The following is a 26433-nucleotide window of genomic DNA, read 5'->3' on the forward strand; positions in this document are numbered from 1 at the left end:
ATTTCCCTTTTCTACAAATCAGCAGTGCGATGTGCTTTTTTTCGCGCTAACCTCTTTTCGCGAATTCCCTCAAAAATCGAATAAAGCACGGGAACCAATACAAGCGTTACGAGCGTGTGAAAAATCAACCCCGCAATTACCCCGGTAGCAAGCGGTGCTTCTAGTTCCGCTCCTTCCGCAACAGCGAGTCCCATCGGTAGCATACCGAGTATCGCTGTCAGCTTGGTCATGATCACCGGACGAACACGATCTCGCGTGCCCTGTACAATCGCTTCTTCCAACCCCATCCCTCGTGAGCGGAGCAGATTAATTCTGTCAATTAACAAAATCGCATTGGAAACAACAATGCCTATCAGCATGATGAGCCCAATCATCGCCATCTCACCAAAGGTTCGCTGCGTGACCACGAATCCGAGAATGACTCCCACCAAGGCCATTGGCAACGACAGCATGATAATGAATGGCTGAGATAACCTCCCAAACTGTGCCACCATAATCACGTAGATGAGGGAGACGACCGCTACCAGGACGATAATTCCTTGCGTAAAGGTGTTATTCTGTTCCTTCAAATCGCCAGCGATCTCGATCTTGTAACCAGCGGGCAATTCCACTGTACCCAGCTTCTCATTTATTTCTCTGCCCGCCGTACCAATATCCGTGCCCAGCACTTCTGCTGATACCGTGATGATTTGTTCTCCTTTTTCATGTTTGATCGTAATCGGAGATTTGCTGAAATGGAAATCGACCAGCTCATGTAACGGCACCTGCGAGCCTGTTTCTGTTCGTATCATAATCTGCTGGAGCTGGTCAGGATGTGTCACCCATGTCTCCGGAAACCTGGCCACAATCGAGGTTTCGATACCATTTTGACTGATTGTGGATAGGGGCTGCTCCCCAAGCAGCAGGCTGATTTGGCTGTCCAATGATTCTGAGTCAACCTGTAATTGAGACATTGCCTCCTGATTCGGTATCAGTGTTACTTTTTCCTTCCCTCTTTCGAAGTCATTCCGAATATTGACTACACCTGGGATACTCGCCAGCATTTCTTCTACTTTTGCGGAAATCGACCGCGAAACCTCCAAATCTTCACCAGCAACCTGCAACTCAATGGGTGCCGATTGACCAGAGAATCCAAAAGTCATACTTGTTTGTTCCACACCGTCAATTGCATTCAAGCGACCGTTTACTTCTTGCATAAACGCTTCTTTCTCTTGTGTTCGTTGCGACTTGGTTACTAATGTAATATTTAACTCCACAGTCTCTTTCTTTGCCGTAAAAAAGACTTGATTCACGTCGGACAGCTCTCTTAACGCTTTTTCCGCTTCAACTGCCACTGTTTGCGCCTGTTCCAAGCTAGTGCCATCTGGCATCGTTAACGTGGCAAAAATTTGATTCTCATTGGCATTCAAGCCATTTCCCATTTTAATCAATGGGAAGAGAGTCAAGGCTCCTACAAACACCGCAAGAGCTACCAGCAATGTGAGAATTCGATGACGAAGGGTTAACAGCAGTAATCGCTGAAAGAGAGAAATAATCCCATTTTTCCCTTTCTCGGTACGGGGCTGCAACTGTTTATCATGTTGGAGAAAACGTTCGGAAAAAATCGGAACAAACAGAAAAGCTGCAATCGTTGATGCAAGAATCGTAGAGGTAACGGTAAACGCAATGGTATGAAGAATAGGCTTCAGCCACTGTTCAAAATCCGCGACCACTAGCGGTAAAAACACAACGATCAAGGTTAATTGGGAAGCAAATACAGGTGCTATTACCTCTTTTGAGCCCTGAACGATGGCCTGTTTCAGTTGCATTCCCTTTTCTCTCAAATGATAAATACTTTCCAAAACAACGATCGCGGCATCGACAATCAATCCGATTGACAAACTCAGTGATATCAATACCACCATGTCAATGTTATAACCAGCAGCTTTCAGAGCGATGAAAGTCATCAGGATAGACAGAGGTAGCGTAGTTGCAATGACCATTGTTACACGCCAATTTCGCAGGAATATCCAGAGTACGAGGATTGCCAATATTCCCCCGATGATAACATCTCGACTCAAATTGGTGATCGCTTTTTTAATAAAGGAGACAGATTCAAACATGACTCTTAGCTCGTAATTTCCGCCCGCTTCATCATTGATTTGCCTCACGACATCCTCTACTTTTTTCTGTGTGGTGATCAAGTCACTCCCCGCAGCGCGCTTTACACTGATTTGTACAAAGAGGTCTCCTTCTGTCATGGAAATAGCGTCCTTCACGCTACCGCGCAGGTCACTCACCGTTGCCAGTTGTTCGAGTGCCACCTTGCCCTTGGGTGTCTTGATCAAAATGGCTTTGAACTCTTCTACATTTTTCAAGCTGTTGTCAATCATGACAACGGTGTCAAACCCGGGATTTTCCAATATCCCCACGGCTTTTTTCCAATTGGCACCCTGAAGCTGACCCACAACATCCGCTGCTGTTGTTCGATAGGCAGTAAGCCGTTCAGGACGAAATGTTATCGCAACCTTATTTTCAAAACCGTCCTCGGATACGACTACTTCCTTCACACCCGGGATGGATTCTATTCGATCCTTAATGGTCGTCTTCAGCAAGGTGAGCATGGTCTGTGTATCGGCACCAACCATTGCGTAGTCGATTAAGTCCTCATCACCTAGATTCGTTTGAGTGACGGTTACGGTATCCACTACTTTAGGAAATTCGTTGCGCAGCCGATTCACAATATTTTGTGTCTCTTGCTTGACCTTTTCACCTTCCCCATCCTCTGCAAGGATCGAGATGCCAGAAAACCCCGTCCCTGTTTTCGATGAGAAATTTTTAATCCCAGTCACAGATTTTAATTCCTGCTCTATTTTTTTTGTGACTTTTTCCACCATCTCTTCAGGCGGTAGCGCTCCCCCTGAAATATTCACTTCAATCCAAGGCAAATTTGTTTTCGGTACAAGCTCCACGTGGAAGGAAAAGAGAGCACCGATTCCGGTAAGCACGATGAGGAATGTGCACAAATAGAGGATCACTTTTCGTTTCAGCAAAAAGAGAATGACCTTGTCCACCGGTTACTCCCCTTTCACCGTAACGACTTCTCCTTCGGCATAGTACGTTATGCCGGAGATTAAGATTTGATTGCCTGGCTGTAGGCCAGATAAAATCTCGACGTTATTTCCAATGATTTGCCCCACTTCCACATCACGTCTCTTGATTACACCATTCTCGACAACCATGACGAAGCGCTGCGATTCTTTAACGCCCACGCTTTGGACGGGAACGAGCATCCCGTTTACTTTACGTGACATCTCTACAGTCGCGACCATCCCCTCGATCAACACGCTGTCTTTATTGGGAACAGCTATCTCTACAAGATACTTTCCCGTTTCCGCGTTGAGAACGGGGGAGATAAATGTTATGGTCCCTGTACTCTTAGCCTTTCCCTCCACTGCCACAGGCACCGTGTCCCCTTGCTTGTAGTTTCCCATCACATCCAATGGGACATCGACCTTCAGCTTCACTTCCGAGCTATCAACCAGGTGAATGATACTTTCACCTGGCTGGGCAAGACTGCCTGCCTTTTTGGTTACATCGATGACCGTACCGCTAAACGGGGCGACGAGTTTTGTTTCTTGAAGGGTTTTCTTTGCCAGCTCTACTTCACTGGCCGCTTGCTTCAACTCGGCATCTGCACTGGCAATCTCGTTTATTTCTGCACCCTTTAGCAACTTATCCAGTGTAATTCTCGCCTCTTGTAGCGAAATCTCGACTTGCTCTTTTTCCGACTGCGCACTATCCAGCTCACTCTGTGAAATAGCGCCACCCTTAAACAGCTCCTGGGCTGTCTCCCATTTCCGTAGCGCATCCTTCAAGCGCTTTTCCTGGCTGTCCACTGCCAGGCGTTGTTTGCTGATGAGATCTGGGCTTACTCCTTGCAACGTTTTTGAACGCAACGCCGATGCACTTTGAACCTGGCTTTGTGCTGCTTCCAGCCCTTTTTGATAATAGTTTGTATTTAGTGAACTTAACACCTGGCCTTGTGTCACCTTTGCCCCTTTTGTTACGTTCATTCTTTCAATCGTACCAGAAGCCCCAAAGGCTAAATGGCTCTCCTGTTTGTATTCAACGAAAGCAGTAAGTGGTATCGGCAAGGAATCCGTCTGTTTTACGGTGTGCACTTGTACGATCTTTTGTTTGGCTTGCTCCGTTTCCTGTTTCGCTTCCTCTCCACATCCCGCGATGAACATCAGTACAATTGTCAAAACGACATAGTGCATACTCTTCACGTAGAGTCCTCCAGTAGTTTTGTCATTGTCTTTTTGAATGAAACTGACATCCCATTCTCTCTCGTTATCGTGACCTTGCTCAAGCAGACTTGTCTGCAACCACGTGTTCTTCTTTTTTCTTAAAGTATTGACTTACTTGCTTGTTCAGATGAGCGATCAAGGCGATCACGAAAATGATGGCACCCGATGCCAACACGAGATACGTCCAATGCACGGCCTCCAGTAAAATACCGTACAACCAGATCCCAAAAGGTACGGCCACTCCAGTAAAAGTGCCGACCACTCCAAACATGCTGGCACGCAAATGCTCAGGCGTGTTTAATTGAACAAAGGTAAAGATCGGGATGTTCCCCATGGAGTTGAAGATGGCGGAGACCAATAAAATCGCGACAAATACGCCGGTAATGATCCATGAGGAGTTACTCGTTTCTGGAACAAAAATCGGAAATACCCATGACAGCAAGAGAAGCCCTTGCACTTGAATCAAAAGGAAGATTTTATTCTCAACGTATTTGCTCACTTTTTTCATAGAGACAACAGCCGCTCCGATAATAATCCCGATAAACCAGGAGGACTGAATAAAGGAGAATTGCTCCATCGATACTTTTTCGACTCGATAGGCAATATGCAGCAGCCCCACATACATGAGCGGAGGGAAAATAAAGTTGAGCACAAGGAAAATCAGGAACAAGTACTTGATGACAACCTGTTCACGAATATATTGGAAGACTTCCTTGATAGTATCTGTATAGCTTTGCGTTGTCTCCTGTACTGCCTCGGTCTTGCGGAAACGGAGGAACATCTGCAAGATGCCTGCTCCGATAAAAGAAAGGCCATCAATCAGCAAGATCATTTTCATCCCCAGTAAACCATAGGCAACCGCCCCTACCAAAGGACCCGCTACATTGAGAATGGCGCTGATCGCTTGGTAAATAGAGTTCATACTTCCCACTCTGTCCTCATCTACCAGCTCAGGAATGGATGCTTGCAAAGCGAGATACGTAAAAGCCTGAATGGTACTGATCACAAAGGCGTATCCGACAAACAGCCATAGATTCGTCGGAAACTGGAGGAAAAACAGTAAAAACAAAAGAACGAGCGCACCGCTTAGCAGCTCGGTGACAACCATGATTGTTTTCTTGTTGTGTCTATCAATATAGGCGCCTGCAAAAATATTAATCAGCACCCCTGGCAAGTACGAAAAGCCCAAAACAGTTGCAAATGCAGCGGAAGAACCCGTCACATCCGCAATGTACAGGGCAAGAGCAAATTTGTAGACACCGCTACCTAATTCCGTGATGAAACGAGTAAAAGAAAAGAGAAAAATATTTAATCCGTATGATTGGTTGCCCATCTTAACCTCCCTGAATAGTAATCCCTCTAGCTGACGATTTATTTCGGCAAGATGATCCGCTACACTTCACGGACAAGAAACCCGGAATAGAGCGGAATTCATCTGCCGATTTCCAATACGATGCCTAGGCGACCTTTAACGTATGACTAGAGGCATCCCTATCAATTTTTTCGCTTCCTCCTCCAAGATCACTCGCAGCTTCCTTTCATCCTCTCGAAATGGCAGAGCCATAAAAATAGTCATTTTGCCCATGGATGTATAGGAAGCCTCAAAGAGAATACGCTTCTTTCCTTTGATAAACAGGTGATCGTATTCACTTGGTTGACTCTTGTTCTGCTCACCCAAAAAGTTGCAAATAATAGGTGTCATCTGCAAGGATTGGATGAGGGAGTGCTGGGAAAGAGGATAGTTTTCCGCTGCGTCAGGATTTTGCACGAGATTGGTAAAATGGATGTTCCTCTCCTTTGCGAGATCCAACCGAACTTTCACATAACTTTCCAACTCATCCAAACTCCACGCCGGATCAATATGAAGCGGAATATGATCGATGCACTCACCAAGCACATCGAAGAAATGGTTCCCCATAAAGGATCTGCCAAAGTTCATAAGGAAGATGGGGGCCTTTTGGACTCCATAACTTCTTTCACAAAATCTGGCTAAAAGAGCAATCGGAATACGCGCATTTTCTGTCTCCTGCGGGTTGTCCATATCTACTTCGCAGGTAACAATCGTGAATCCGTCCAAAATGGATGAGGAGGGAAGCTGTCTTTCTATGGACAAAAGACTATTCTCAAATCCGTGAAGATCAAATTCCTCCACAAGCTGCTGATCTTCGATTCCGACTGGACCCTTGGTAATTTGCCGGACGAAATCCCAATACGTATTTCGATCAGTTTCCGAGAGGTCTGTGCCATTTTCCAACGCTTCGTAATACAGGTTCATGTCGTTTTGCAGAACCTCACTGCTGATCAAATCAAAAATGAGATGCGAGGCCGGGAATATGAACGAGTACTCTTTCTCGCTTTCTTTCAGCAAAATCACTTTGTATGACAAAGAGCCGATCGAGTCATGCTGCTTATAAAAATATTCTCTCAGTAAAAGATGGCGCACTGCTTCTTTTCTTTCATCCGAATCGCCCGATACATCAACAATAGGGAGCGCAATCTCATTAGGGCAAGGATACTCTTTCCAATATGGCTCTTCTTCTTCAAAAGCCAACGTGCAACGCAGTAAATGATGCCGCTTCAAAACGTCAAGAAAGGCCTTTTCCAGCGTCTTAGGATCGATCATCCGCTCAAAGCGAATCACTGTTCCAGAAATATCCTTTTCCTGTACATGATAGCGCTGTGAAGGTGACAGTGGCTGCCTGATAAAAGTCTGCTGATTAATGATCGCCTCCGAATAACGAAGGAGCTTCTGATCCAAGTCGTTGACGAGATGCTCCTGCCATGGCAACGATTCCTTCTCATTAAGCGCAGCCTCTTGCAAATGATTCTTCTCTTTTTCCCATGCTTTTTGCGAGAGATCCAGATATTCAATAGCGTGCGGCTGCATCGCAGGATCACAAGACCTACGCAATAAGGACAGGATCTCTTGATGTTTGTCCCGCGCATTTTCCTCTACGTACAGAACAGCTCGGTGCTTGCTGCCATAGGGCACCTCTACATAATTGCTCCATACTTGAAAATGAGCGTAGATCAAGGTTTCCAGCTCTTTTTTATCCTGCGCTTTAGTGGTGCGAATCCGGTTAACGGTATCTAAATATCCTGCTAGCGCTCTTACTGTGTCATATTGGAAGATCGTTTGAATCTTTACTTCTATTCCTTCCTTATGAAGCCGTGCTACCAGTTGGATCGCTTTGATAGAATGCCCGCCCAGATCATAAAAATGGTCATCCACACTGATTTCCTGCAGATCGAGCACTTCTTTCCAGATATCCGCCAGCTTGATCTCCTGCTCTGTAACAGGGGGATTCAGTTGCTTATTCGCCTCCCGGTTCATGACAGGCTCAGGTAATGCTTTCCGATCTATTTTTCCATTCGGTGTTACAGGCATTCTCTCAAGTACATGGATATACGTTGGTACCATATAGGCCGGAAGGGTGGCCAAAAGCTCCTGACGCAAATCTCTGTTCCAATCAGGCTGCTCCCAGACCAGATAAGCGATCAGGCAGGCATCTCCTCCCTGCTCTTTTTTTGCCAATACGACCGCTTCCTTTACTCCTGCCTGGGAGAGGATCACGTTTTCAACCTCATCAAGCTCGATACGGAAACCGCGTATCTTGACCTGGTTGTCCATTCGCCCCAAATATTCCAGACTTCCATCCGCAAGCCACTTCACCATATCTCCCGTCTTGTAGAGCCTCGAACCGGAAATAAACGGATCTGCCACAAATTTCTCGTTCGTCAATTCCTCGCGATTGATGTAGCCATCAGCGACGCTAATGCCCGCGATAGCTAACTCACCAGGAAGTCCCTGGGGCTGCAAATGACCATGCGCATCTAGCACGTATACTTTTGTGTTGGCAATGGGCTTTCCGATTGGCACTTGCTGCGGCAGCTCCTCTTGTCCTTCATACGTCCAAGTCGTTGCACAAATGGTTGTTTCGGTGGGACCGTATGCATTGATGTAGCGGCAATGCGCACTCCATTTATGGACGAGCTCCCAGTTGGCTGCGGAACCTGCGGTGATTAACGTTTGCAATTTCGGAAAATTCTCCGGCTCCAAATACGTCACAAAGGTAGGCGGGAGCGTCGCGACTGTTACTTCATGCCGGAGCAGATACTCACTGAAAGCCTGCGAATCGAGTACGACATCCTTTGAAACTACGACCAGTCTCGCCCCCGTCAATACCCCCATCGTAAACTCCCAGACTGAGGCATCAAAAGAGATGCTGGCAAACTGCAACACCTTGTCATTTTGGGTAATACCTAGATCGTTGATGAAAAACTGCTGGAGGTTGGCAATCCCGACGTGGTGCAGCCTTACCCCCTTTGGCTTCCCCGTTGACCCGGATGTATAAATGACATAGGCCAGATCACTGGAACGATGAAGGCTCTGTACATCAGATGCAGCGCCGTTGTATACGCTCCTATCATCAAGATTGATCAACATTGCTGATGGGAGAATACGCTCTGCATACGCTACAGTCGGATCATGGATCAAAACAATGCTGGCCCCGCTATCTTCGATCATATAGCTGATCCGTTCGCTCGGATGGTCGGTGCTAATAGGGAGAAAGGCACCGCCCGCTTTCAGAACAGCCAAGATGGCGAGGCTGTAAGCGGTAGAGCGCTCCACCATCACACCAACAATGCTGCCTGGTTTTACCCCTTTCTCACGCAGCACGTGGGCCAGCGCATCGGATTTCTCATCCAATTCCTGATACGTGAAGGTGCGTTCCTGATCGACCACGGCAATGTGATGCGGCCCCTTTTTGACCTGTTCCTTAAATAGCTGGTCAATGGTTCGCGTTTGGTCAACCAGCATCTCCGTGTCATTCCATTGTTGTAGAATGAGAGCCTGCTCCTCGTCCGTGACCATTTGCATGCTTGCAATTGGCTGGTCAGGATTGCGGATGACACTCTCAATCAACTGATTCAGATGCGCTCGGACTTTTTGCAGATAGGCATCGCTGTAGGCAAGTCCATTATAGATAAAGTGAATTTCTAATTCCTTTCCGGGAATGATGCACAAGTTGAAGTCGTAGCTGGTTTGCTCATATCCTTGGACATCCGTGATTCCAAATAAACCGCCTTTTCCATCTTCCTCGAATGCCTCCTCCGTCAATGGATAATTTTCAAAGACCATGAGGTGCTGAATCAGGTTTTGTTTTAATGCGGTTTCGGACTGAATATCCGCCAGAGACAAGTATTGATAGCTGCTTGTAGCTGCGAAGAATTGTTGCACCTGCCTGAGCAACTCGGAAAATGTCTGTTTACCTTCACTGCGAATTCGCATGGGGATCGTATTGACAAACAACCCAACCATTTCTTCTACGCCAACGAGCTCTGAAGGACGTCCCGAAACAACTGATCCGAAGACAACATCATTGGCATAATTGTATCGTTGCAGCAACAATCCCCAGAGGGAATGAAAAACGATGCTCAGTGTTACATCATTTGATCTCGCTATTTGCTCTAGACGGGCAGTTGTTACTTGATCAATGCGGAACACGATCGATTCTCGTTGGTACCCCTTACCGGTTGAAATGTATTCAACCGGTAAAGGAGATTGCTGATCAAACCCATCCAGACTATCTCGCCAGAACGAGAGTCCTTCTTGTTTATTTTGCTTGCCAAGCCACGTGATATAGCTACTGAAGGAATACGGTGGAGCCAGCTCAGCCTTCTTATTTTGAAGATACGAACGGTAGATATGGAAAAAGTCTTTTGCGACAATCCCCAAGCACCAGCCATCCATAATAATATGGTGAAAGCTCCACACCATCTTGTATTTTGATTCACTCAATTTCATAACGGTCATCCGAAACAACAGATCTTTCTCCAGATCAAATCTCTTGCGCCGATCCCTTACAAGAAATTGCTCTATAAATGCTTCTTGTTCATCTTGAGTCAGGTCAGAGATGTCCTCGGTCTGAATAGCTGCCTCTCTTTGCTTCAACACGATTTGCAGAGGCTTTTTGCTTTCTTTATAGTGAAAGACTGTTCGCAGGATATCGAATCTCTCGACGAGGTCGCGAAAGCTCTGATCAAGGAGATCAAGCCGCAATGCCTCCTCCATCGTAATCACCGTTTGTTCAAAGTGAACCTCTGATTCAGGATGAAGGATAAAGTGATACAGCATGCCTTCTTGCATAGGTGTCAAGCGGTATATATTTTTTATCTGAACACCATTCAAACCTCATCACCATCTATCATTGAATTTTTTCACCCAGCAGTTGAGAAAGATGATCTAATTCCTCAATGGACAGCTCATCATATGTGAAATCTGTTGGGCTTTGCTCGACTGACTCTTTCGATAAGCAGTGCGTAATGATTTCTACGATCTTATCTCGGTAGGCATTCACGAGGCGCTGAATGGTTCCTTCTTCAAACTCTTCACGATGATACGTAAAAGTAAGTGTCAGCTTGCGATTCACGACCATTCCATTCACATCAAGCGCAAAGGATCGGATGGCGGTCGGACTGATTTCTCGGCCCGGTGACAGGGAGGAAGTCGTCATGCTTCCTGATTCCAAATCTGTATCGAATTGGCCCAAGTAGTTAAAACTGATCTCGGGCTTTATCTGGAACGTTAACGCAACATCGGCTTGTCTCGCAGACAGATATTGTAAAATGCTGTATCCAATACCTTTGTTCGGCACACGTCGCAGGCTGTCTTTCACCATTTTGATCTGGTAGCCAAGGGATTCCGATCGGCTCATATCCAGAACGAATGGATACTGGGCTGTAAACCATCCGACCGTGCGTGAAATATCGATGCCCTTCACGATCTCTTCCCTGCCATGTCCCTCCAGATTGACGAGTACATGCTCTATCCCCGCCCACTCTTTTACCGCCAAACCCAACGCCGTAAGCAACAGATCGTTCACTTCCGTGTTATAAGCTTGGTGGCTCTGCTTCAGCAGCTTTTCTGTGTAGGCTTCATCAAGCTCGATGGTGACATCTGTTGTATCTTGCATGAGCGGTGCCCCAATCACTTCCTTCTTTACCAGAGGAGAGAATGGGATTTCCTCTACCTGCTTCCAATATCCGATTTCCTGTTGAATTTCGCTTCCCTGCGCATATTTTTGCAATTCTTCTGACCATGTTTGATAAGAATCGGTTTTCATAGGCAAAGCAGGCTCTTCTCTTTGCAGCAAGGAGTCATACACGGTATGGAAATCTTCCAGAAGAATCCGCCAAGAGACACCATCGACAACGAGATGATGAATCACGATTAACAGGTGATCTCCATTTTCTGTTCGGAAAAGACCGAGATTTATCAACGCAGTATCCGTCAAATGGATCCCTTCCTGTATTAGCTGAGCAGCTTGCTCCATCTCCTCTACGTTTTGCGCCGAAAACTCCTTGATCATAATGGGAACCAGGCACTCGTCCGGTTTCCGATGTTCCTGGACAATGTCTGACTCATTCATTTGGAATTTCATTCGCAAAGCATCATGATGCTCAATCAGCTTCGCAAATGCTTGTTGAACCAGTTCTGGATCGAAGCCAGCTTTTCTGTACAGCATGACAGATTGATTGTAATGATGAGGGTTCTGATGGTTTTGTTCAAAGAAGTTCATCTGGATCGGTGTCAACGCTACTGCTCCCATTACAGGCCCTTGCTCAATTTGTCTGGTCAGCGGCTGGAGATATCTGGCTGCACTGCGAATACGCGGGTTTTGGAACAAGTCTTTCAATCGGAGCTCATATCCATGACTTCTCAATCTCGCTATCATCTGAAGAGCTTTAATGGAGTCTCCCCCAAGCTCAAAGAAGTTGTGGGTCACACTTACTTGCGCGAGCCCCAGCACATCCTTCCAGATGGTGACCATGATTTGTTCCTGTTCATCGGACGGCTCGACGATGTGTTCCTCTACCAAGAGAGAGCGATCAGGAAGAGGGAGTTTTTTCCGATCCACTTTTCCAACAGCGGTAATCGGCATAGCGTCTAGTCGAACGAAGAAAGACGGGATCATGTAATCGGGCAAATCTTTAGCGAGCAGGTCTCTCCACTCGTCAGCCGCAAGCTCATGCTCTGTCACAATATACGCGCATAAGTACTTGCTTCCATTTTCTTCTTCTCTGGCGATCACGATTGCTTCTTTTACCTGTTCCAGCGAAAGCAGCTTGCTTTCAATTTCCCCTGGCTCGATTCGATATCCCCTGATTTTGATTTGGAAATCCTTCCTGCCCAGGAAGTGGATGTTCCCGTCCGGTAAATAGACAGCCAAATCCCCAGTCTTATACATTTTTTCGTAGCCCGGTTCCGCATATGGATTATCGACAAAGCTCTGTCTCGTTAGCTGCTCGTTATGCAAATAACCTAATCCAAGCGGCATGCCTGAGATGTAGATTTCTCCTGGGACACCTATCGGCACTCGTTTTCCGTAGGCATCGAGTAGAAGGATTTTCGTGTTGTATATCGGTTTTCCAATCGGGATGCGATCTTCTTCTCCCGTAATTTGATAGGCAATGCATCCGATACTTGCTTCAGTCGGACCATACAAATTCGTTGGCGATACATATTGGAATATTTTCAGGAATTTGGAAACTGCGGACGGAACAATTTCTTCGCCGCCGATAATGATCTTTTTAAGTGATTGTAATTTGCCCTGCAGTTCGAGATTTTCAGCTAACTGATTAACGATCACGTTAAAAACAGATGGGACGAAATCAGTTAAGGTAATTTGTTCGTCTTCAATGATTCCAGCCATGTAATCAGCCGATACAGTCATCCCCGTAGTAGGCAAGACCGTTTTTCCGCCATTGGTCAGCGGCCAGAAGAATTGCCAAATGGCACTGTCATATACATGGTTGGTGGTCTGAAGGACAGATTGCGCTGCGTCTTGTCCAAAGTAATCATCCATCCAGAGAAAACGGTTGACGATCCCTCTATGCGGTACGACGACTCCTTTTGGTTTGCCTGTTGAGCCGGAAGTAAAAATGACATAGATGGGGTCTTCCAGCGATACCGACAGATTAGGATTTTCGGCTTCCGTTGTCAGGTTCCCGAGATCAATAGTGACACATTTGGCTCCCAGATCCGTTTCCGTAAAGGAATGGTCAGATTCAACGAATACAAACTCGCTACCCAGCTCGGCAATGACAGACTGGAGTCGATCGACAGGCCACTGAATGTCCAGTGGTGAAAAGGCTGCTCCCGTCTTCATTACACCCAATAACGATACGACCAATTCCAGACTTCTTTCCATAAGCACAGGTACATACTTGCCTTTTCCTACACCGCGCTTCAAAAGATCGGATGCGACTGCGTTGGCTTTCTCGTTCAGTTGTTGGTAAGTGATTGTCGAGCCTTGATAGGAAACGGCAATTCGATTCGGATAAAGCTTGGCTGATTCCTCGATGGCAACATGGATCGGTTGTACCACCGAATACTCTCGCCTTGTATCATTACTGAGCTTCTCCAAAAACTGCACTTCTTCCGAAGACATGAGGTCAATCTCACCCACAAGAATATCCATGTTCGCCGCTACCTGACGCAGTACGTTTGTAAAATGGTTGATAAAACGCTCCATCGTTTCAGGCGTAAATAGACTGGTGCTATATTCGCACTCCACAAAAAATCTATCATTTCTCGTCTCGACATTCATGACGATGTCTAACTTGGATATTTTCGTTTGGAATGGATAAAGGCTCACGTCTACCCCGTTCCAGTCAAAGGCCGTATCTGCCACATTGTCATAGGAGAACATGGTGTCAAACAACGGATTCCTGCTTGGGTCGCGTCGAACCTGAAGCTTTTCAACCAGGTCTTCCAATGGATAATCCTGATGTTCAAACGCCAATAGCGACTTCTCACTTAGCTCTCGGACAAACTCGCGGAACGTCTTGCTGCCTGCTGGATAGTTTCGCAGGGCAAGCGTATTTACAAACATTCCCACTACATTTTGAACATCGGTGTGGTTTCGTCCTGCCACTGGGGTCCCTACGACAATATCCTCTTGCCCGGTATATTTGGACAGCAAAACGTTGTACGCCGCCAATAGAATCGAAAAGACCGTTACGTTTGCTTCCTTCGCCAAGGCGTGCAATCTGCGGGATACATCCGCCTCAATCTCACTTTCGACCGTACCCCCTTCAAAACTCTGAAACTGGGGTCGCTGATAGTCCGTAGGCAGATTCATAACAGGTAATTCCCCGCTGAATTCATCTATCCAGAACTTTTCCTGCTTATGCGACTGCCCCGTCGTCTTGATCTGTTTCAACCAAGCCGAATAATCCTTGTACTGAACGGTGAGTGGTTCTGGATTTTGCCCGTTATACAATTGATTCAACTCATCAATCACAATGCTCACAGATGTTCCATCTGCAATGATGTGGTGCATGTCAATCAGGAGTAAATGCTTGTCCTCCATCAGTTTTACTAACTTGACGCGCAATAATGGTGCCTGGCTCAATTGGAATGGCTGGATGAACGTCCGAATGAGATTTTCTATATGCTGAGGGCTGTCCTCTGCGCGAGCATAATCGATGGCAAAACGGACAGAGTCATGGACAAATTGTTTCGGCTCACCATTTACGTAGTCGAAGGACGTACGGAACGCCTCATGCCTTTGGATGAGAGACTGGAATGCGTTTTCCAGTGCCACAGAATCCAACTGCCCGGAAAGAACCAGAGCGCCCGCCATATTATAGGCCACACTCGTTTCATCGAGTGATTGAACCGTGAAAATCCTTTTTTGTGAAGGAGAGAGCTCATAATGCTCTTGTTTTCCAACCGTCTGAATCAACGGCATTTCTGCTTGAGTTGCTTCGGAAATGACGTGGGCAAAGCTCCTGACGGTAGGATTTTGGAAAACGGCGCGCAGCGGAATTTCTACCTGCCACTCCTTGTTTACTTTGGCAAGAAGAATAGCAGCATGCAGGGAATGTCCACCGATTTCAAAGAATCGATCCAGAACGCCAACTCGTTCGAGCCCCAAAACCTCTTGCCATATTCCTGCAAGTTTTCTTTCATTTTCTGTCGCAGGCGCTACGAATTCCTCTGATACCAGCTTAGACAGATCGGGTTCAGGCAACGCATTGCGATCGATTTTGCCGTTTGGCGTCACAGGCAACTCTGCCAATTGGATGATAAAGGTCGGAACCATGAACTCGGGCAGGGAATCGGCTAAAAACCCCTTGATTTCGGATGGACTTACTCCCTCATCCGTCGTGTAATAAGCGCACAACACAACGGATTCATCTCCCTTTGTCTTCGGGAGCACAATGGCATTGCGAACCTTTTCATGACGTAACAGCTGATTTTCGACTTCGCCCAGCTCCACACGGTATCCACGAATCTTCAATTGGTAGTCCGAACGACCAACAAACTCCATATTTCCATCTGCCATCCAGCGCACAATATCGCCGGTCTTATACATGGTCTCACCAGGACGGAAAGGATTTTGGATGAAGCGCTCACGGGTTAATTCCTCTCGGTTCAGATACCCCCGCGCAACACCTGCTCCCCCGATATATAGTTCACCGTACACGCCTACCGGCTGTGGCCGCAATTGGGAATCCAGCACATAAAATTCTGTATTTTGCAGCGGTTTTCCGATCGGAACATTTCCGGTTGTCATCTCGGTATCGCCAGCCATTTCGAAGTAGCTGGAATCAATAGCAGCCTCCGTGACCCCATAGCTATTGATGATTTTGATCTGCCCGAAACGCTCGGCCAAGCGGACAAACGCTTCGCTTTGGCATGTATCTGAACCAAGAATCAGCAGCTTCAGATGATCGAGCGGCAATCCATTTTGATAAATGTACTCCATAAAAGGAAGAACAAGAGCGGGTGTCGATTCAAACAAGGAAATTTCGTACCGGGTCAACCACTGATAAAGAGCCGGAAGATCAATCCTTACATCACTTGGACAAATCACCAAATGCCCACCATGCAAAAGAGCTCTGCACAAATCCCCTGCAAACACGTCAAATGAGAAACTCGCCATCTGCAAAAGATTCACATTCATCTGTTCAAGTCCGTACTCGTACCGCCATGTATTGGCTACACTCACCAGGTTGCGATGCTCGATCATGACCCCTTTGGGTTTGCCAGTAGTGCCGGATGTATAAATGATATAAGCGAGATCGCTCGGTCCAGAGATGGCGTCGAGATTGGACGAATCCTCCCCGTAACTGGCCTCAGCGTCCAGATCGATAATGGCGCCGCTGAAGTCTACTCCGCTCTGGCCATTTTGATTGACCAGCATGACCTTTGCCTGACTGTCTTCCAGCATGAACGAAATGCGGTCCTTCGGATACTGAGGATCAATCGGAACATAGGCTCCACCCGCCTTCATGACTGCCAGAACGGCAACGACCATGTTAATCGAGCGTTCTGCCAAAATCGCAACGGAGCTGTTTGGTTTTACACCTTGATCACGCAGCGTCCGGGCCAGACGATTTGCTTTTGCATTGAGTTCCTGATAGCTGATCTGCTCTTCCCCGTAAGAGACAGCAGCTTGCTCTGCATGGCGTATGGCTTCTGCCTCAAACCATTCATAGAACGTTGGATGGAGAGGAGCGGGGATTTGCTTTCTCGCTTGATTAAAATCGGAAACTACCTGCTTGACGTCTTCGCTGGACAAGTACTCCAAATCAGCTAGGCAGCTCTCTTTAGACTGCACAATGGAGTGAAGAATCTTGGCAAAGTGATTAGCCATTCGCTCAACCGTATCACGTTTAAACAGATGAGTGCTGTAATCAAATTGGCAAGTGAGCATTGTCCCATCGTCATGGACATCAAGACTGAGATCAAAGAGGGACTCGCCCTTTGGATATTCATACGTCGTGACTTTGAAATCATCTGAGGCCACGTCGTCAAAGGATTCGTAATGGTAGTCAAACATCGTATCAAAAAGAGGATTGCGGCTTAAATCTTTGTTTAGTTGCAGAGAATCAACCAGTTTTTCAAATGGGTATTCCTGATTTTCAAAGGCAAGGATGGCTTGATTTTTCACTTCTTTCAGGAAGTCCTTAAAGGTCTTGCTTCCTGTTGGATAGTTACGGATCGCCAACGTATTTACAAACATGCCGATCATTCGTTCCAAATCAGGGTGTTGTCTTCCCGCCACAGCAGAACCGACAATCAGCTCCTCCTGCCCGGTGTATCGATAAAGCAATACATTGTAAGCAGCCAGCAACACCATATACAACGTCGTGTCAGTTTCCCTAGCCAATTGGAGCAACTGCTTTCTGACTTCCTCACTGATTCCCACCGTCAAGCGGTCTCCTTCAAAGGATTGAACCGGCGGTCTTTGGTAATCAACGGGAAGCTTCAGTACTGGAAGCTCTCCTTGGCTAAATTGCTTCAGCCAGTACTCCTTTTGAGCCAAGAGCTGTTCTGACTGCTCCCTCTCTTGCTCCCATGCCACGAAATCTTTATACGTCACGCTGAGCTCCGGCAGAGATTCTCCTCTATACGTATGGAGCAGCTCACGGATAAACAGAGAGACCGAATAGCCGTCCGAAATAATGTGGTGCATGTCCACCGCCACAATGAAGCGTTTGGCTGATATTTGGAAGATTTTCGCCCGAATAAGCGGTGCTTTACTGAGATCAAATGGCTGGATAAAAGTCCGAATCGCCTCATTTACATCCTCTTCGGCCAGCTGTTCAACCTCAATATCCAATGGCAAATCGTCATGTAAAACTTGCACGACCTCATTATCTTTGATGACAAAGTTGGTCCGGAAAGAATCATGTCTTTGTATAACTTGTCGCAAAGAGTGAATCAGACGATCAAGTTCCAGTTCCCCATCCAATTGTAAGTATCCGGATAGGTTATAGGCGGTTCCCCCATCCAGACCTTGGAGGATGTACATTCTTTTCTGTGCGGAAGAAGATTTATAGTATGGCTGCAACTCGCATGAACGAATGGGTGTAAAAGCTTGATGCTTTGAAGAGTCTACATATTTGGCTAATTCACGTATCGTCTGCGATTGAAAAATTTGATGCAAAGGAATTTGCACGTGGCATTCCTTGTAGATTCTGCTGAGCATGACAGTCGCTTGTAAGGAGTTCCCGCCTTGTTCAAAAAAATTATCATCCAGATACATCGGGGAGCTTCCTAAGATTTCCTGCCAAATGACCCTGATGGTCTCTTCGGTCACCGTTCCAGCCGGCTCTACTTCTCTGCCGCTCGTATTTCTTTGGCCTACACGCCCATCGGATGAATGGATAATGTGGATTTCTCCATTTCCTAGGGGAACAGCAGATTTCGTAGTTCGCTGCCAATGAGACGGATCTGCATGCTCGAATCCCCCATTAGCCAGATACACCTGTCCGACCGCACCCACAGGAGCCAATTGCTCATACTGATCCAGGACATAGAGGGAAGCTGGTCCTACCTGATCATCTGGCATATCCTGCAAAAGCTCTGTCCAATCCGCTGCATATTTGCCCAGGTTGCCGCTGGATTCGCGTTTCATTTTTTCCATCTCGTCGGGCTGTAAAAGTGATAGTGCACGAATTTTTTCCTGGTCGTCTTCGGCAATGCGATGCAAAAGATTGGCAAAGTAGACGCCCCACTGGCGAAGAATCTCCGTGGTCACTACTCCGCTTCGTGCATCCACATCAACGACAAGCTCTCCACCCACTTCTGTCACGTTTACAAAAAGATCGTACTTGCTGTAAATGATCCGATTGGGCAACAGCGTAGCCTTCATTTGAGCGAAAGTCAGGTTGTGAAGCGGTCGATCCATATTGAACAACACAGAAAGCTCCGGCAAGTTTTGAGGCGGCAAATTCTCAGCTAATGCTGCAAAGGAGTAGGCTTGATGTTTTTCCATCTCCGCTACCGCCTGTTTCACTCGGGACAAATAATCCGCAGCCGTATCATTCCCGTCAATTTCCGTGCAAATCGGCAAAAGATTAACGCAGTTTCCGATCAAGGACATTTTGCCGATATGGGATTGACCCGCAGTAGGAATCGCAACCACCATTTTTTTATTTCCAAAAATACGATGCAGGAAGAGGTTAAAAGAAGCCAGTAAGGTAATAAACAGACTGTTCTTGTTTTGAATGCTTCTTTTTCTTGCCTTCCTAGTGATGCTGCTGTCGATCTTGAAAGTGATTCTCTCGCCTGTAAAAGATGGTTTTCCCGTTTCCCGTTGCTCCAAAGGAAAAACGAGCTTGGGAATTGGATCAGCTAATTTTTCGTTCCAGTACGCGAGCGCTTCCTCAAACGCTGGTTTCTGCATCTGATCTTCTTGCCAGTTTCGGTAAGCAGAAAACGGTGTAGAAGGCTCTAGCGATATTGGTCGTTTTTGCGTAAGAGCCGAGTAGATATCATCCAGCTCTTTGATAAAAACAGCCATGGACCATCCATCCGCAATCATGTGATGGAAGGTGTAGGAGGTTAGGAATTTGGCGGCAGCCAGCTTGATGACACTTACCCGAAACAGTGGGTCCTCGGAAGACAGCTCAAATGGCGTGCCTGTTTGTTCCTCCAAAAGCTGATTCTTTTTTTCTTCCTGCTCCTCAGATGAAAAATGGCTCAAATCCACGAATCGAACACATATGTCCCTCTTGGGCAGTACCACCTGATACTCACCGTTGGAATCAATGATGGTTCGCAACGCTTCATGGCGATCCACCATGGCTTGGACTGCCTGCTCAAACACTGGGATATCTAGCTCACCCTCGACCTGAAGTGTGGCGGTCTCGTTAAAAGCGGCGGATGCTTCCACGCGATATTTGACTGCAAACCACATTTGTTTCTGTTCCGGGCTAAGGGGAAGCCTCAGTTCTTCCCCCACCCTTTCCACAAGCGTTGCCTCAGGCTTTTGCCCATCCCGTCTCGTAAAGTTTGTCATTTCGACGACTTGATTTTGTTTGCGCCCTCCATTTGGAGAAGTGGGAGGTGGCTCCGGCAAAAAGCCTCCTCGACGCAGATCATCAATGCTTTCCTTCACCGCTTGGATCAGTCGCTCGATATCCTCATCAGAATGAGCAGTGGAAAGGAAGCAATTTCTGCCCTCCCATATATAAATTCCCTTGCTGATCAGATGATAGAAGAACAATTCTATATCGGTAAACGATACGAAGCGGAACAAGGAACCGCAATTAATCATCTGGATTGGAATCTGCTCGTTCTTAAAATACGCGTTAAGCGTTTCTACCAAGTAGAGAGTCTTTTGCGTTAACGCTTCCTGAAGCTTCGGCCCCTGCTCCTTCAAATATTCCAGCGTAGCGATCGCAGCATGCATTGTCAGTGGATGCGTGCAAAACGTTCCGCCCACAAACGTCTTTTTCTCCGCATTTACCGGGTAAGATTGATCTCCAAAATTCCAAATCCCCCCATCTACTGCATCCATGAACGCAGCTTTCCCGGCTACAACACCGATCGGCATGCCGCCACCCGGAACTTTCCCATACGTAACGAGGTCTGCTTCTATTCCGTACCATGCCTGTGCGCCACCAAGATGTATACGGAATCCCGTAATGATCTCGTCAAAAATAAGCGCAGTGCCTGATTGGCTGGTAATCTCTCTGACTTCCTTCAAGAATTCCACCGGCTGCAAATCTGGACGGCGGCTTTGAACAGGCTCGACCAACACTGCGGCCAGTTCATGTGCATGTTTTTTGATCAGCTCGATTGATTTTGGATGGTTGTAGTTTAGGACCAGGACGTCATCCACTGTATGCTGGGTAATACCTGGTGCCATCGGTATGGCCTTCCCGTCCTGGGACTCAGGATCAGCAACAGTCAGAATGCCATCAAATGTACCGTGATAGGAACCGGAGAATAATGCGATTTTTGAACGGCCTGTAACAGCTCTGGCCAGGCGCAGTGCCACCATTACTGCCTCTGTCCCCGAATTGTAGAAGGCGACACGCTCCACGCCGGTTAGCTCGCTGATTAATTCCGCAACTCTTCCAGCTACATCCGACATAGGACCGAGTGGAGGCAGATCAGATTGAATCTGCTCCTCCAGCTTTTTCATGATAAATGCGGGATTATGACCGAGCAGGTTTACACCGAAACCCATCGTCAGATCGACATATTCATTCCCATCCAGATCCCACATTTTGGAACCAGCTGATGCTTGCGTAATGATCGGGTAAACCATTTCCTTCCAATAAGAACGGAATCCAGACACATTGCGATTGTTGGCATGAACAAATCGGTGCTCTTGCGTATACTTCTTGGATTGCTTTGTCTTTTCCGTATAGCTTTGAATAAATGCATTCAGATACTCTCTTTGTTTCGGTGTAAAATTGCCTCGTTCTCCAATCATCAGTGGCTGATACGGTATAAATGGCTTCTGGCGTTCCTCTTCATTCACCTTGACCTTGACTGGTGGTTTTGCCTCAGTTTTTTTGATCTCTGGAGCAACTGGCACAGATTCGACGTGTTGTTTTGGTGCGTAGCTTTGTTCTTGATTCAACAGCTCCAATTGCTTTTGTAACAACGTAGCCATTTGGTTTTGGTGTTCAGATAAGAGCGAAATCTGCTTTTCGATAATGGTTTCAACTGCCCCTGTGTTTATCGAGGCTGGCATTTTCGAAGTTTGTTCTCTCGGCTCTGATTGTTGAATGCTCTGAACCTCATTTTGTTCCACTACTTCGTTTGCTTTCGGTTGCTCGATTGCCATCCATTCCATTTGTTTGGCAGAAGCTACAGCCGGGCTGCTGGATAGCTCCTGAGCGATGTGCGCTGCGAGCATATCAACGCTGGTAATGGTTTCAAACAGCTCTTGAGCCGGAATAACCACTCCAAACTTTTCCTGAATTTCACGATTGATTTGTACAAGCATAATAGAATCTAAGCCTAGCTCCAGAAAATGAAGGGATGGATCAATTTCTTCTACAGCAAAACCTGAAGCATGATGAACCAACTCTATCAGAACTTTTGCGATTGGCGCAGTTCCTATCTCTGACACAGTAGCACCTCTGTTTCCGCCTATAGTATTCATCTGTTCTGGAATGATACTGCTTACATCATCTGTAATCCAAGAGCGATGCTGATCGAAAGGATAGACCGGCAATGGCATTCTTTTTCTCTTTTTGCCATCTCTGTAGAACTCATCCCAGTCAACCATAGCGCCCTGTACATACAAATCGCATAATGTCGTTGCATACGAATACTTCATTTCTGTACTCGCCATTCGGTACTTGTCCTGTACATCCCGAGCGGATTGACTCAATAGATGAACGGTTTCTTCTGGAACCAGCTTTTTACCAGGTGAGTAAACAAAAACATCACGATCATTTTCAAGCCGGACCGCCAATCGGTCGAGCTTTTGTTCAAAATCGCTGCGGCTATGCAAAATAAGCGCAATCCGATAGGGAAGCGTTTCTCTCCCGGTGTTTGCCGTATAGCACACATCAGACAAAGAAAGCGGTCCACTGGAAGAAAGAAACTCCCGATACTTTTGAATCAGACGTTGAAGGGCTGACTCGGATTTAGCCGACAAGGTAAACACTTGCACCTCGTCTGAGACGGTCATCTCCGTTTCATTAGCTGGCACATACTCTTCCAAGATAACGTGGCTATTAGTACCGCTAAACCCAAACGAGCTAACCCCGCATCTCCTCGGATGTCCATCTGTTTCCCATTTTTCCAATCTGTTCTGCACATAGACTGGGGACTTTTCAAATGCGAAATTCCGATTGGGCTTCTGGAAATGGACGAGGGCCGGCAGCTCTTTATGTTTTAACTGCAAAGCAGCCTTAATCAAGCCAGCGATTCCCGCCGCTTCATATAAATGTCCAATATTCGCTTTGACAGTGCCGATTCCACAAAACTGTTTCTTCTGTGTATATTGTCGGAATGCTCTCTGAATTCCATCCAGCTCAACAGGGTCCCCCAGCTTCGTACCCGTTCCATGAGCCTCTATATAGCTAATCGTTTCAGGGTCGACTTGCGCATCCTCCCAAGCATCTACAATTAATTCTGCCTGGGCCTGTGAGTTCGGTGCGGTAATCCCGACTGTAACACCGTCCTGATTAACAGCACTTCCCTTAATCACGGCATAGATGTGATCCCCATCCTCGATGGCTTTGTCCAAAGGTTTTAACAGAACAGAAGCTACGCCTTCACCCCAACCCGTTCCATCAGATTGATCGTCAAACGCCCTTGAACGGTTGTCAGAGGATTCCATTCCAATTCCAGCCTTCAGCGCCAGCAGAATGGTTTTGACTCCCCCTGCCAATGCCATTTCACAATCACCGTTTTGGATAGCCTTGCACGCCATATGAACCGCAACCAAGGAAGAAGAGCAAGCTGTATCAACGGTGACTGCAGGGCCGCGTAGATCAAGCAGGTGTGAAATGCGGCTTGCAATAATGGAAGGAAGGTTGCCTACTACATAAGAGGGTAAATCCTTGGGACTTACGACTGACAAAAGGCGTTCGTAATCGTATCCCAACTTGGAGAAGCCGACATACACCCCTACTTTTTCCCCTGAAAGCCTGTGCCCGCCATAGCCCGCATCCTCTAGCGTATTCCAAGCATTCTGGAGGAACAGCCTTTGGTTGGGGTCCATTAGCTTCGCTTCTTTCGGGGTGATCGAGAAGAACGAATAGTCAAACTTGTCAATCTCCTCTAAATATCCACCCTCCACAAGGTTAGGATTACCCTGCTCGCCTCTTACCAGCGAAACATATTGTTCTGCGTCCTTTCGTCTCTGACCATGAAGCTCATGAATGCAATCCTTTCCACCCCGGATGTTTTGCCAAAATTGATCCACGTCCTCAGCCTGCGGGAACCGACAGGAAATCCCGATAATTGCGATATCCTTTTGTTTCTGTTGGCTCGTATCTGTCTCTTTTATGCGCTCAGTCGCCTGATCGTCGTGGAAGAGACTGCGAGCAAGCTTGGAGATTGTCGGATAGGCAAACAAATCTGTTACCGCCAACGTGATCCCCATCTCCTCTTCTATCTGCCCCGCTAACTGGGTCAACTGCATAGAGGACACGCCTACATCAAAATAACTGTCGTTTGGTCCCAATTTGTCTGATTGAAGCACCTCGCGACAAATGGCAAGCATTTGTTTTTCTATTTCTTCGCGCAAGTGGGGTGATTTATCAGTTCTTTCTTCTACCTGTTCGGTGATTCGGCGTTGCATTTCCTCGGAAACATCGCGAAATGCTCCAGACTGATACTCCCTAGCCACTCTATAACGTTCAACTTTTCCACTCGTTGTTTTGGGGATGCGCTGAATCGGCAAGACCTCGCTTATTCTCCATCCAGTTCGCTCGTTCAAATGTGTTTTCACTTTCTTGGAAAGCTCAATGAACTCGTCTACACTTTTCCGGTGAAGGATAAACACAAGAATGTCTTCTTCTTTGCTTTCCTCGTTGAATACTCCGCAAGCAACGACCTTCCCAAGCTCGACTCCTTCGACTTCTTCAGCAATCCGCTCAATATCATGCGGATAAACGTTTTGACCATTCACGAAAATAATGTCTTTCGCACGCCCCGTAATGACAAGGCGTTCCTTTCGCATAAAACCCAGATCCCCTGTTCTGAGCCATCCATCAGCCGTCATTACATTTGCGGTGGCAGTAGGGTTGTTGTAGTATCCAGCGGTTACATTCTTCCCTCTAATCTGGATATGGCCAACCGTTTCGCTTGGCAGCTCATGATCCTCGTCATCACATATTCTTACCTCGCAAAAATCGATGGGGTAACCGACTTCTACCAGTGTGAGAGCCTCTGGATTTGTATGATCCGTCATCTTGATTGGCTTCCCTATCTGGATAAACCTACGATCTAGAGAAAGCGTTGTAAAAAGCTGATTCTGATCAGGCATCGATACTCCCACAGAGGCTTCTGCTAATCCATAGCACGGGAGCATGCTCGTTTTCTTCAATCCATAAGGGCTCATCTGATCCAAGAAATGATGGATTAATTCTGAAGCAATCGGTTCTGCTCCATTTAAAATCGTGCGAAGCGTAGACAAATCCCACTCTTCTGCCACTTCCGGTTTAAACCTGGACAACACATATTTATACCCAAAGTTCGGGGAAGAAGAAATCGTCGCCTTGTGCTCGCTTACTTTCTTCAGCCATAGCGTAGGCCGCCTGATAAATAGTGAGGTATGAATAAAATAATGCTGAACTCCTGCATACAACGGGGATAAATGGAACGCGATCATCCCCATGTCATGAGTTAAGGGCATCCAGCTTAGAAATGAGTCAGACTCAGTCGTTCCAAGTCTGTTATTAATCGCAAGCACATTATGGACAAGGTTTTCATGGGTCAAGGTAACCCCTTTTGGATCTCCTGTAGAACCGGATGAAAATTGAATAAAGGCCACTTGATCTGCAGTAGGATAATAGATTGTGCCCTTCTCTTCTTTTTTCCCGGTCTCATTAAGCAGGAAGGACTTCGACTTTAATGATTCCATTTCTGTTACGTAGTTGTGCTTGCTAAAGAAATCCTCCAGTCGTTTCCAGACGCTGTCCGTCGTAATGAGATACGGATTGATTAATGTCTTCCAAACCTTTAACAGCTTAAGACGATGCTCTTCGTTATCCCCTACAGAGATCGGAACAGCAATCATTCCACCGAGTAAGCATCCCCAAAAAAGGCAGACAAATGTTCGGAGATTACTATCCTCAATTTGAAAGACGACCTCATCTCCTGGCTTGATTCCATTATTTTGAAGGACAAATAAATAGCCGAGGGCTTCTTCATACAATTCTTTATAGGAAACAAACACCTCATTCTGGTCTCCCAAAATGAAGGTAACGCCTTTATGGTCCTCGTTCTTCCGCAATTCCAGCGCTTCTACTAATGTCTGAACAAAATGCAAAGCGTTGTTCCTCCCTTGTCCCGTGTTTGATAGTTTCTAGCTTGTCTGGTGAGCATAACCACTCAAAATGCTCCCTCTTGCATTTGTAAAACCGAATACATAGAGCCCTTCGTTGCTCTGCCCACGTGATACAAGAGAAGTGATTATCCCCAAGCTGTGACTCGTTGCATGAATCGCCTGTCTCCCACTATCTTTTTCCGGGTAACGCAAGCTGATACTGAGAAAATAGCTTTTCGTTCTGAATATTAGGAACCTTTAACCAAAAATGATAGCGCCACTTACCCGGAAGAAAAAGCGACCAAATAAACACTTTTACTTATATTCCCTTTAATTGATTTTTTTTGAAGTTCCAAGCAGTAAGAAACCAG

Annotated in this window: 5 protein-coding genes; all 5 read right to left on the reverse strand. The window is 46.6% G+C overall.

Annotated features, from left to right (window positions below):
* Positions 1–11 precede the first annotated feature (11 nt).
* The 5 genes from C7R94_RS10265 to C7R94_RS10285 all read right to left on the reverse strand — a co-directional run bounded on the left by C7R94_RS10265 (position 12) and on the right by C7R94_RS10285 (position 26065).
* Positions 12–3053 carry an efflux RND transporter permease subunit gene (locus tag C7R94_RS10265; protein WP_106780676.1) on the reverse strand — a complete coding sequence of 1014 codons (3042 nt, stop codon included), beginning with the start codon at positions 3051–3053 and terminating at the stop codon, positions 12–14.
* A 3-nt stretch (positions 3054–3056) separates the two neighbouring features.
* Positions 3057–4262 carry an efflux RND transporter periplasmic adaptor subunit gene (locus tag C7R94_RS10270; RefSeq protein WP_233220534.1) on the reverse strand — a complete coding sequence of 402 codons (1206 nt, stop codon included), beginning with the start codon at positions 4260–4262 and terminating at the stop codon, positions 3057–3059.
* An 88-nt stretch (positions 4263–4350) separates the two neighbouring features.
* On the reverse strand, positions 4351–5625 hold the full coding sequence (locus tag C7R94_RS10275) for an MFS transporter (protein WP_106780678.1): 1275 nt from the start codon (positions 5623–5625) through the stop codon (positions 4351–4353).
* A 135-nt stretch (positions 5626–5760) separates the two neighbouring features.
* Positions 5761–10485: a non-ribosomal peptide synthetase gene (locus C7R94_RS10280; RefSeq protein WP_106780680.1), complete on the reverse strand. Its 4725-nt coding sequence runs from the start codon at positions 10483–10485 to the stop codon at positions 5761–5763.
* Between the two features lie 16 nt (positions 10486–10501).
* Positions 10502–26065, reverse strand: coding sequence for a non-ribosomal peptide synthetase/type I polyketide synthase (locus C7R94_RS10285; RefSeq protein WP_106780682.1), 15564 nt, complete (start codon positions 26063–26065; stop codon positions 10502–10504).
* Between the last annotated feature and the right edge of the window lie 368 nt (positions 26066–26433).

The organism is Brevibacillus sp. NRRL NRS-603 (assembly GCF_003013445.1).
Taxonomy (GTDB): domain Bacteria; phylum Bacillota; class Bacilli; order Brevibacillales; family Brevibacillaceae; genus Brevibacillus; species Brevibacillus formosus.